The organism is Chamaesiphon sp. OTE_8_metabat_110, from assembly GCF_031382685.1.
Taxonomy (GTDB): Bacteria; Cyanobacteriota; Cyanobacteriia; order Cyanobacteriales; family Chamaesiphonaceae; genus Chamaesiphon.
Window position 1 is genome coordinate 1 of record NZ_JANMZA010000610.1, and the last position, 10905, is coordinate 10905.

General features: G+C 47.5%; 11 protein-coding genes, 1 tRNA gene and 1 pseudogene. 7 read left to right on the plus strand and 6 right to left on the minus strand.

Going from position 1 to position 10905, the window contains the following annotated elements; all coding sequences use genetic code 11:
• Positions 1-362: pseudogene (locus tag RMO52_RS21940) on the plus strand (2-polyprenyl-6-methoxyphenol hydroxylase); the annotation flags it as partial.
• 135 nt (positions 363-497) lie between these two features.
• Positions 498-1538 carry an anthranilate phosphoribosyltransferase gene (gene trpD, locus RMO52_RS21945; protein ID WP_310418557.1) on the plus strand — a complete coding sequence of 347 codons (1041 nt, stop codon included), beginning with the start codon at positions 498-500 and terminating at the stop codon, positions 1536-1538.
• Between the two features lie 78 nt (positions 1539-1616).
• Here trpD and RMO52_RS21950 read toward each other — a convergent pair whose 3' ends face one another.
• Positions 1617-2609, minus strand: a complete 993-nt coding sequence (locus RMO52_RS21950; RefSeq protein WP_309742000.1) for a hypothetical protein — start codon at positions 2607-2609, stop codon at positions 1617-1619.
• Positions 2610-2992: 383 nt separating this feature from the next.
• On the minus strand, positions 2993-3766 hold the full coding sequence (locus tag RMO52_RS21955; RefSeq protein ID WP_310418561.1) for an RNA polymerase sigma factor SigF: 774 nt from the start codon (positions 3764-3766) through the stop codon (positions 2993-2995).
• Positions 3767-4400: 634 nt separating this feature from the next.
• On the opposite strand from RMO52_RS21955, the gene RMO52_RS21960 reads away from it, so the two are divergent.
• Positions 4401-4580: a chlorophyll a/b-binding protein gene (locus RMO52_RS21960; RefSeq protein ID WP_309744028.1), complete on the plus strand. Its 180-nt coding sequence runs from the start codon at positions 4401-4403 to the stop codon at positions 4578-4580.
• A 91-nt stretch (positions 4581-4671) separates the two neighbouring features.
• Here RMO52_RS21960 and RMO52_RS21965 read toward each other — a convergent pair whose 3' ends face one another.
• Together RMO52_RS21965 and RMO52_RS21970 are read right to left on the minus strand one after the other, a co-directional pair.
• Positions 4672-5646, minus strand: coding sequence for a Ycf66 family protein (locus RMO52_RS21965; RefSeq protein ID WP_310418564.1), 975 nt, complete (start codon positions 5644-5646; stop codon positions 4672-4674).
• Between the two features lie 284 nt (positions 5647-5930).
• A complete protein-coding gene (locus tag RMO52_RS21970) occupies positions 5931-6050 on the minus strand; it encodes a photosystem II reaction center X protein (protein ID WP_309744032.1) in 120 nt (39 codons plus the stop codon).
• A gap of 267 nt (positions 6051-6317) precedes the next feature.
• Here RMO52_RS21970 and RMO52_RS21975 point away from each other — a divergent pair, with 267 nt between their 5' ends.
• Positions 6318-7043 carry a DUF4157 domain-containing protein gene (locus tag RMO52_RS21975; protein ID WP_309744036.1) on the plus strand — a complete coding sequence of 242 codons (726 nt, stop codon included), beginning with the start codon at positions 6318-6320 and terminating at the stop codon, positions 7041-7043.
• 277 nt (positions 7044-7320) lie between these two features.
• Here the strand turns inward: RMO52_RS21975 and RMO52_RS21980 are convergent, their stop codons facing one another.
• Positions 7321-7791: an EVE domain-containing protein gene (locus RMO52_RS21980; RefSeq protein WP_310418567.1), complete on the minus strand. Its 471-nt coding sequence runs from the start codon at positions 7789-7791 to the stop codon at positions 7321-7323.
• Positions 7792-8027: 236 nt separating this feature from the next.
• Here RMO52_RS21980 and crtA point away from each other — a divergent pair, with 236 nt between their 5' ends.
• The 3 genes from crtA to RMO52_RS21995 are packed head-to-tail and all read left to right on the plus strand — an operon-like array spanning position 8028 to position 10288.
• Positions 8028-8885 (plus strand): cyanoexosortase A, encoded by an 858-nt coding sequence (gene crtA, locus RMO52_RS21985; RefSeq protein ID WP_309742703.1) that lies wholly within the window; start codon positions 8028-8030, stop codon positions 8883-8885.
• Complete coding sequence (locus RMO52_RS21990) at positions 8885-9586, plus strand: cyanoexosortase A system-associated protein (RefSeq protein ID WP_310418570.1); 702 nt, start codon at positions 8885-8887, stop codon at positions 9584-9586. The genes crtA and RMO52_RS21990 overlap by 1 nt, the downstream gene beginning before the upstream one ends.
• 57 nt (positions 9587-9643) lie before the next feature.
• Positions 9644-10288 carry an HpsJ family protein gene (locus RMO52_RS21995; RefSeq protein WP_310418573.1) on the plus strand — a complete coding sequence of 215 codons (645 nt, stop codon included), beginning with the start codon at positions 9644-9646 and terminating at the stop codon, positions 10286-10288.
• 222 nt (positions 10289-10510) lie between these two features.
• Here RMO52_RS21995 and RMO52_RS22000 read toward each other — a convergent pair.
• Positions 10511-10594 (minus strand) — tRNA-Leu (locus tag RMO52_RS22000).
• Positions 10595-10905: the final 311 nt, after the last annotated feature.

Consider the following 10905-nt stretch of genomic DNA (forward strand, 5'->3'; position numbering starts at 1 on the left):
CCTTACAGCAAAAGGCTAGTGGGTCATTACATGCAGGCGATCGCATCCCCAATGTCCCAGTAGTATCTGGCGAAGGACAATGGGCAAATCTGCATCGCTTACTCTCGATTCACCACTGGACGCTGCTACTGCGGACTAAAGACACTGAGGTAGTCGAACGAGCTTATCAAATCGTCGGTCAATACCGATCGAAAATCAAGGTGGCGACAATTCAACCAATGGAGCGCGATCACGATCGGCAACTGGGGCGCGATGGACAGATGCTCCTCGTTCGTCCCGATGGTCATGTCGGATTGATTGCCGCAGTTAACGATTACGACACTCTGGCTAAGTATTTGGATACTTTCTTGGTGCGAGTGTAATCTCGATCGACTTCAACCCGCTTCTCAAATCAAGCTCACGTAGCGCAACGCACCAACTCTCGTACCGAACCTAGACGGTGCGTTACCCTGCGGGATAACACACCCTACTTTATTTACTTACTATCCTAAATCCCCATGCTTACCTTAACCCAACCCGCAACCTGGTCGCAGCTACTCCAGCAATTACTAGCAAAGCAATCGCTTACTCAATCCCAATCCAAAACCCTCATGCAGGGATGGCTCGATGGTGAGATCCCACTCGGATTATCCGGCGCAATATTAGCCGCACTCGAAGCCAAAAAAATCACCGCCCCAGAACTCGCTGGCATGGCTCAGGCATTGCAACCTTCAACGATCGCACCCACATCGGCGATCGATACCTGCGGCACTGGTGGCGATGGTGCATCAACCTTCAATATTTCCACCGCAGTAGCATTTGTAGCCGCAGCAGCAGGTGCAAAAGTTGCCAAACATGGAAATCGATCGGCATCCAGTCGCGTCGGTTCTGCCGACGTATTAGAAGCCCTCGGTGTAAAGTTGACAGCCCCTTCCGATCGAGTAGCTGCCGCTTTAGACGCAGTTGGCATTACCTTTTTATTTGCTCCTGGCTGGCATCCAGCCATGAAAGCAGTGGCTCCGCTCCGCCAAGAATTGAAGATTCGGACGGTATTTAATCTGATCGGGCCGCTTGTCAATCCGCTGCGCCCCACGGGACAAATTATCGGCGTATATACGCCCCATCTGCTCGAAGTTATTGCCGAAGCCGCAGGTATCCTCGGTACTCAACAAGCGATCGTGCTACATGGGCGCGAAGGTTTGGATGAGGCTGGTTTGGGCGATGCGACAGATCTCGCCATCCTAACTAATGGTGAAGTCAAACTCACCAGTATCGATCCGGTAGAGCTAGGCATTACCCCCGCGCCGATTACGGCTCTCGCAGGTGGCAATGTGGCGGAAAATGCGGCGATCCTCACCGCCGTGCTGCAAGGCAAAGGCACTCCCGCTCAACGCGATGTAGTGGCGATCAATGCTGGATTAGCACTCCAAGTAGCCAATATTATCCCGATCGGCGCACATCAACAAGGGATCGAGCTGGCAACCGCCGTATTGAATAGTGGTGTTGCTTGGGATAAGTTGCAAGAGTTAGTCAGTTTTTTGGACGCGGTAGATAGATAGAGATATCGATTGCTATTAATCTCAAAAAAGCCCGATCGAATCGATCGGGCTTGATGTTAATTAAAATCATGAAAACTGTTAAGATCTAATTGGTGGCGTGGCTGTTCCAGGAGTTTCTGGTGCAGGCTTGTCGCCAACTCTACGCGAGACTTCAACGCCAACTTCCTCTAAAATGACAGTTGGGGAAAGACTATTTTGACCTTCGATCCGTTTGACTAAAACTCTACCGTTAGCAATCCGATCGCCTACCTCAATATAGCGGCTAAAGGATTCACTCGGTAGCTTCACAATAACTTGAGTTTTCCCTTCGACTTCAATCACTCCAGATATTTCTACTGCCATCGCTTGCAAAGGTTTTTCGACAGCTTTTGGTGGCAGAGCCGCAATGTTAGTCACTTTAACTGGTTTAGATGGCGTATTTGCCATCTTTACAGGACGCAAGACGTTGTTTTTAGCAACTTTTTTACCCGCTGTGGACTTTGATGGTACTTTATCGATCCCAGCTTTAGAAATTACAGAGTTACGATCGCGAGTAATTCCTGAATCGTTGGTGTTGGCACCCTTTCTCGCAATTTTTGTTTTACCTGGAACGTCGGCGATATTGGTGGAGTTAGTCCCAGTTTTAATAGTTGGTAAGGATTTATTTACCCCGGACTTGATTGCTGGAGACTTACTGGTATTCGGGGTTGCTGGTTGCAGTTTGCCTGTAGCAATCAGCGGATCTTTAGTTAGGATCGGCTGTAGCACCAGAGTGGCAAAGGGATCTGTGCGACCCTTCGTAACCGTTTTTGCCCAATTATCGCCATTCGTTGGCGGAATTAAGCCTGCTGAAGCGACAACCACGCCAAGTTTACCAGGCACGAGCGGCTTGGTGCCCACCGCTGGCATTGTTGTCGTTGGGGTCGTAGTTGCGGCTGGAACGGCTGCTACAGGGGTAGGAGTCGCAGGACTAGCAACCGCCGCAGGACTTGCCGATGGTGTTGCTGGTGGCTTGCTACCATCCCCACAGCTAGTAGTGAGGATTGATAAAGTACCGATCGTACCTACTAGATAAAACCAAGATTTATTCATTAATTTCTATACCTCGCTTCCCTGAATATTTATATACATATAACTTTGACAACGGTTAGAACGATCGGGCGCTTACCCTGTAACGCACTCAGAGATCGATCGCCTCTGCTGCTAATAGGTTTGTTTATTTTTATACTACCCACATCTCGATCGATACTATCGCTTGTGAATAATTAACTAGTAGTCTACGGCGTAAATCCGGGAAGAGATGGGAGATGGGAGGTGGGAGACAAAGGCGAGACAAGTAGAGCACCTTTTCAAGACAGATGGGCAATAGGGAATAGAAGATAAACTTTAGAAAAAAACAGGATCGTCAAAGAGTATCGGTTACTAAAGATGCGGTTTGCCGAGACAATCCTCAGCAAACCGCGAATGTTGACTTATTAGTTTTCGTTATTTACCAACATGACTTTAAGAACGTTCAAACCCTTCTTAACGTGACGGGAGACGGTAATTACGCTGATATCCATCCGCTCGGCGACTTGCTTTTGAGTGAGATCGTGGAGGAACACAAATTCTAGAATTTGACGGGTATGTTGTTCTAGTGACACCAAGCTCTGCTGAACGCGGATCCGATCTTCTTGAGATAGTTGAAAACTTTGGTAGTGGCGATCTGGCAGCAGATCGGCTAGATTATTGGCTTCTTCATCACTACCAACCGGACAATCGAGGCTGACTGGTTGGCGATTTTGGTACGCCATTTTGATTTCTTGCCATTCCATTAACGGAATATCTAATGCGAGGGCAATTTCGACTTCAGTAGGTTGGCGCTGGTGCTGTGCTTGGAAATTTTTAGTAATAGTTCCGGCTTGTTGCACTAGTGCAAACCACCGCCGAGGCATTTTCAAAACTGAGCTTTTGTCGCGCAGATAGTGTTGAATTTCTCCCCGAATGTAGGGCATGGCAAAGGTGCTAAAAGCATATCCTTTACCAACTTCAAATTTATCGATCGCATTAATAAGACCGATACTGCCTACCTGAAGTAGATCGTCGTAAGTTTCCTTACATTGACTCACCCAATAGTGCGCTTCCTTCCGCACCAGTCCCAAGTTTAACTCTACAATTTTATTCCGCAGTCTGGCTTTTCCCGTTTGATGATATTCTCGAAGTAATTGTAAACTGTGGTGCTTCAGATCGCATTCTAAAACGGTAGTCATGACACTTTTTAATTAAGAGTTGATAATAGATCGCGGTAGATGCTTGAAAATAATTGGGGATTGGTGGGAGAAACCAATTGGGGATTGTCAAGGTTGCGATCGATTCACACATCTATTTCGATGGTTAGCACTCGATAATGATGTTGTGTGCGATCGAATTCGCTCTGGACGACCGATTTATTCAAGAATTGTCAAAATAGATCGAATAGTGCTGGTAATTGTCTTATATGTCGCTACTAAGTAGCTAAAATAGAGGTGTCGTCTAAATCGTTAGCTTTGCAAATGGTACTCGTGCCTGCTTAATTTCACTGACTGTCAACAAATATTTTTGTTAATTCTAGTTCGTTAAGTTTAGTCTCAATTCTTGTCAAACTCCATCAGTGGGATTACCAGTTATGAGTATTTAGGAAATATTCGATCTGGCGCTCTATGTGATTTTACTTACTTTGTCAATCTTCGGTGTTTGCTGTGGACTTATCTATATTGTTATCTACGTTCTCATAAATGTTTGTGATGACATCACATTACAATCGTCGATCTCGATCGCACATTTACGGGAAATGGTGATGTGAGTAGGTTTGGAGATATATTAAGATCGAAATGACTCAAATAAATTCAGAGGTAAAGACCGATCGTGACCATCAAAACACAAACAGACACTCAGATTGCCACGCCCGCTGTCGAACCTAGTTTTGGCTGGAATGCTTATGCCGAGACTGTCAACAGCCGCTTTGCCATGATCGGCTTCGTCATATTATTGGTGATAGAACTAGTAACAGGGCAAGATTTGTGGACGTGGTTGGGATTGCGGTAGCGTTATATCACTTAGCATACCCACGAATTAAAAAACACGCTCTCTAGGGCTAAGCTGCCTCAGAAAGCGTGTTTTTAAGCTAAATGTACTTTTAATAGCGATCGGGGAAAACGATCGGTTCTGGGCCGGATGTCGGCAGTCCTGCTGGCGGATCGATTGGTTCGTAGTCGATATAGTTGGTGGTTGTCCCAGTTTGCCCTGTTGCCGATCGATCCCGAGCTGGCTCCGCTGGGTCGCGCTCTGGACGGCGACGGCGGCGAGGGTTGACATCTGGATCGGCAGTAGCCGTCAGATCCCATTCTCGTTGCGGCGGCTGGTCTAAGTTATCTTTCGGATAGGCTTCTCTTCTCTCCGAGACGCTTCGCGAATTAGCGGCCTCGCCAACGGGACGATCCGATCTTCTTCTCGGCGATTGACGTTGCGACTGGGTGCTAGCTAGATCGGCATCTGGTAAGGCGCGGCGCACCTGTACTGGTTCGCCAGAATCATTAGCATCATTCCAGTCCTCTTCGTCCCAACTTTCATTTTGACGACGATCGAGGTAGCCTACTTCGGTGCGAGCTGGCTCGGCGAGACGGCGGCGCGGGGCTGTCTGAGCAAACCTGTCTTCCGGCAACTCTCTAGTCGCACGACGACTAGAAAACTCTTCTCGGTCTTCGCGTTCGTTGTTATTACGATCGAATCTATCTTTGTTGCGACGATTGCGCCGTTCGGCTGGCGCATATGCTGGCTCATCATCAATCTGAGCTGTGTAACCTTTCCGTGAGGAGGCTTCGCGACCAGCACCGCGACCACCGCCTTTGAGCTGCTTATTTTCGGCACGCACCTGAATAAACTGCCACATGATGGTAATCAGAGAGCCAATCATCAGCATTTGCTGGAAGGCCATTGCTGCGCCTAAATCGTAGCTAGCCACCAGCAAAATACCACAAACAATGCCAATGACAGCATAAATGTTGTCAGACTCTTGATACAGCTCGGGCTTGAACTTGCTGGTCAGAAACAGGCTCAGAGACGCAATAATCAAAACTAGACCAAATAGTGCAGCCGCAGAAATGCCAATCACGGTGATTTCCTCAATGTGTAAAACATAACGGTGTAAACCGTTGGGACATTAAATACTCGATTATGGTAAAAAGCTATTCGATTCTTCGTAGATCTTAGCATTCACCATTAGCTGGTGTCGATCGACTAATTAGAAGCTTCTACTATGGCAAAAACTTCACCACTTCTATTTTGGCTCGATCGCTGCCGTTCGTCCATCCGTAGATCGGCTAATTTTTCCGCAACAAAACCTCAGATCGGTCATCAGACCTAACTGAGGCTAGAATTATCTGACATTGATAAATCTTAGTAGCGTTGAATTTTATCTTTTTGGCTGATGAAGATCAGACCGATCGTCGCAGGGACGACGATAATCAATCCGCCAGCAAGCAGACTATACATAAAATTAGCAAGTGAGGGGGTCATAAATTATTTAGTCCTGTGACTGTGTAAAAGATTCTTTAGATCTAATTCTAGCTATTTAGTTGCACCCTGAGAAGTGTTTGGTAAAATTTGCTTGAGTTGGCCCAACTGCCGAGATCTGTCACCTAGAGCCTAAAGCCTAAAGCCTAAAAACGAGTAGATGTCGCGATCGCGACGATCTCAACCCCAACGGGATTGCTATGATGAGACAGGGGATTTGTAAATCCAGATAAATTCGATTGCTAAATTTACTTCAAGCCGTGTTGAGTGATGATCTCGAATCTGAGAAAGTTCTGTCAATTTTGCTTAGTTATTACCGTCACAGCAGTTGCCATCGTGACATTGCTGTTGCCGCACTCATTGCCCGACCGCTTAACTAGCAAAGATTCGACCTTAATCGGTACGATTCAATTGCCCCAGATTCCCAAAGTTGCCGCTCCTAGCTCCGAATTAGCCTGGAGCGAAACTGGTGCTACCATGCTGCCCCTAGCCGCCCAAATCATGGAATTTCGCAATCCCCCTGGCAAAGCGTTGGAGCTAGCTCAGAAGCGATATTTGCGACCGTTATTTGGCGATCTAGTCGATCGCGTCACTGTAGTATACCAAGCCAAACTACTCGATCGTTGGTCGCAGGGCGGTAAGGAAACCCATATTGGTGGTGTCGATTCATCCGCTCAAACTTATTGCAACCGGATTTATATCCGGGCAGGGGATCGACCCCGCGATACCGATCGCTTGGTGCTACTGGCTCACGAACTCACTCATGCCAGACAATGCCAACAAGCTGGCGGCATCAGTCAGTTTGGCGAACGCTACTTCCAAGGTTATTATCGTGGCGGACAAATCTATCAAAATAACCCCCTCGAAAAGTCCGCACGGGCGATGGAGGAAAGATTTACCCATCACTTGTGCGATACCATCGGTTGTCCGCCCCGGAGCGGACGTTATTATGTCAATTACAAAGGCTGGGGAATTAAGTTACCAGTAAATATGTAGTTGGGAGATGGGAGTTGGGAGTTGGGAGTTGGGATAGAGGATTCGATCGCTTTTTACGCTGGTGGAGGAGATGCTGAGTCTGCAATTTACAGGATTTGGGTGGCTACTTGTCCGAGGATCGGCATCACCGACAGACGATTGCCTTGTTTGACAACTAGTCTGGTCGTCACAGTAGGGTGGGCATTGCCCACCATCTAGGTTTCAGGCATTATCTATTTAATAAATTTTGCACTACTTACTCAATCGGGGAATAGGGAATAGAGAATTCGGTCGCATTTTACGCTGGTGGAGATGCTGAGTCTGCGATTTCTATGATTTGTGCGGCTACTTGTCTGAGGATCGGCATCACTGATAGACGATTGCCTTGTTTGACAACTAGTAACTGTTCCGGTGTAAACGTCTGGCGGAGAGTTTCTAGGGTCATCTTCGCCCCAAAAGCGCGGACTAATTCGACTTTGACGGTATGCCAGCGAGGGGCGGCTGTGGTGGCTTTGGAGTCATAATAGTCCCCAGTCGGATCGAATTGACTGGGATCGACGACTTGAGACTCGACGATCTGCATCAATCCGACGATACCGGGCGGCTGCGTATTGGAGTGATAGAAAAAAGCTAAATCTCCAACCTGCATGGATTTAAGAAAATTTCGAGCCTGGTAATTACGGACTCCATCCCAGATGGTGTAACGATCGCGCTCCAGATCGCTAATACCATAGACATCAGGTTCGGACTTCATCAACCAATAATTCAAGCATTCATCCCGATACAACTACTAAATTATATGTGGTCGCGAGCGAGCAAAGCTCACACTTTGCGATCGGCAGTTGAGTGCGGCTGAGTGCGGCTGATGGTGATAGGATATTGTCATCAAAAACAACTCTAAATCTTAGAGTAATGGGGAAACCCCACGCCCCGATCTCGTGCGTTCGCGAAGTGTGAGCTTTGCTCAATCGTCAATGTGGGTAATCGATCCAAATCATCGCCAGTATGAACCAACAGGCTTTATTCAAACGTATTTCGCCCACATCCCCAGCTTTTTTATTGTTGGTCCTTGGTGTGGCGGTCATTGCCATAAATCTCACCCTCATCTACAAACTGAGCAGTTCCGATCGTCAGATTACCACGACGCTGTTTTGGGCGACTGCTGCCTACCTAATTTGGGAACGCAAGGACAAACTTCAGTTCCATACCGGGCCAGTTGCCAGTGTCTTTGGGGCGCTGTTGCTGTCGCTATTGTTGCTCAAAAGTAGCGGCTACTGTGAAGAATCTTTTTTAATTGGGTATCCGTTTCTAGCTAGTATTGGACTGGCGACGATCGCGGCTGGTTTTCAGGGACTGCGGGAATATGGGCGCGAGATTATGCTGTTATTTTTTGCGGGCATCCCGGAAGTACTGCTGGCAAAGCTGACCGATCCCGCACCACTGACAGCTAAATTTGCGACTTCGATGCTGTGGTACTCGGGCGTTGCCGTGACCCAAAATGGCATTAATCTGGAGTTGCCAGGTGGTAGCGTCCAAGTTTACAGTGGCTGTTCTGGTGTCGTGGCAATGACGCAATTACTCGGGATGTCAGTTTTATTTTTAGCACTATTGCCCTTACCGTGGAAATGGTTTCAGAAATTGATGCTGCCTGTCGCCGCCGTCGCCATTGGCTTTCTGGTAAATGCCATGCGGGTATCGCTAATGGCAATTTTAGTATCTCAAAAACAGATGGCGGCTTTTGAGTATTGGCATACAGGTTCGGGTTCGCTGGTGTTTTCCGTCATTGGCACCGGGTTACTAGTTTTACTGGTGTGGGTATTGCTCGATCTATTCAAGCCTGAGTCAGCGCAGGAGTCAGAGTGATGATTTCTGTGCGCAATCTTGCCCGTCAATCGCTGTTGCTAACTTTATGCGTCGGGGCGATCGGCGTATTGGGCAAAGCTGTCTTCGATACTCCCAAACCAACAGGTTTACAGGAGCCAGCAGCGGTGAATTTCCCCCGGCAGGTACCCTTGCCCGCGACAAAGTTCTTGACAAGTAAGCCATTAGCTGCGTTGCCGATCGAAAATAAACTCGTCGGTGCGGGATCTGCTTATCGCTATGAGTACAATTCTCGCCCGATCGATCTGGAAATCCGCTATATCACTAATGGAGTTGCCAATCGACCGACGATGGATGTCATGCTACCGATCTTTACAAAAATTCCCGTGACTGCGCTCCAGTCTGCACCACTGAGAGAGGAACCAGGTGTGGGATTCTATAGTTTATTTGCCGATAAGAAAACGGCTTATTTTGGTACTTGCATCAATCCGCGCGGCATTGCTACGGTGACGGGGGATCAGTTTCATGCCAATAGTAATCCCAATCCGCTCGCTAGCGGTATCCCTTTCGATCGGGTCGTGCCATGGTTGATGGGACGCCAAACATTGCGAGATAGTCGCTGTCTGTGGACGATCCTCTCGACGCCGATCGATGCAGCGGCACCTGATGCTACGATGAAAATGTTACAAACAGTCGGCCTAAATTGGACGCGATGGTGGCAGGGAAATTTTCCGACCATCTAAAATTCCCAATTCAATTTTCTGTGCTGCGATCGACTCAAAATTAAAGGTGCTACTTATATGACTTCTTTTCTCGTATTATTCCGTGCTGTTGGTTATGGATTGCTACTGCTGACACTGTTTGATGTGATTAGCGCATTTGCGGTAAGTCCTTCACAATTTGGCAACCCCGGTTGGCAGTTTCAGACGGCTGGGGGGTTTGTCGAACGTTCTGCCGTACCGTTAATCGGTTTTATTTTAGTTTTCTATGACAATCTAGAATCTCGCAAAAAAAGAGAGTCGATCGTCCTAAGATTGTTATCCTGGATTGCCTTACTCTCTGGGGTATTTTACTTTGCCTTAGTAGTAGTTTTCTTTCTCAATGCGCCAACTCTCAACGAGCAGGGTCAAAAACAACTTGATGCCCAATTCGAGCCGAGAATCGCTCAAGCTAAACTGGTTCAATCCGAACTCAAGAAGTTGCAACCCGCTCAAATTGAAGCGGCAATGAAAGCCAATCGCATTACAGGCGATCCGCAAGCTTTTAAGGCAACACAAGAGCAAAATGCCGCCACCCAAGAAAAAAATCTCACGCTGCAATCTACGCTCACTAGTAACGACCGAAGATTGACTCTAATCAAAAGCGCCGTGAAGTGGGCGTTGGGTGCCTTAGTTACAGGTGTTTTATTCGTGCGGATTTGGGCGGGAACCGACTGGGCGCGATAATCGATCGTTCCGCTACGATGTCCCCGCACGTGGAGATGTCAGCTAAATTTAAGGCATTGCTGATTTAAGGTATGGTTTGCCCTCACCCCGCCAGAGCCGAGGGATCTGGCGGGGTGAGGGCAAAATCTATGCTTCATATCCGAATTCAGCAACGCCAAATTTCAAGTCAAAAGAGGCGATCGAGATGTTCTCGATCGCCTCTTTTTTGAAACTTTTTCATAGTGGGGGTGGCGAGACTTGAACTCGCACATCCGTTACGGATAACAGATTTTAAGTCTGTCGCGTCTACCATTCCACCACACCCCCAGGTGTATTCATACTATCGGTAAATAGATAGGATAAATGTGTCACAGACAATATATCACGAACGCACAGTCAATGCAAGCTAATAGCTCTATTAAAATTGAGTCATCAAGCGGCACGATTCACGGCTAAAATGAGATACTTAAGCACAAGTTGCCGCTAATTGTCCGCTCAAAAATTCTTGATGTCGTCTACTCCATCTAGAGAGGTATTGCTATGTCTAATCCGATCGAACTTGAAGGAAGGAGCTTTATTCCGGCTAGTGAGTTAGATATTCCGGAGTGGGGGTGCGTGGTAAGCGATCGAAACCAACC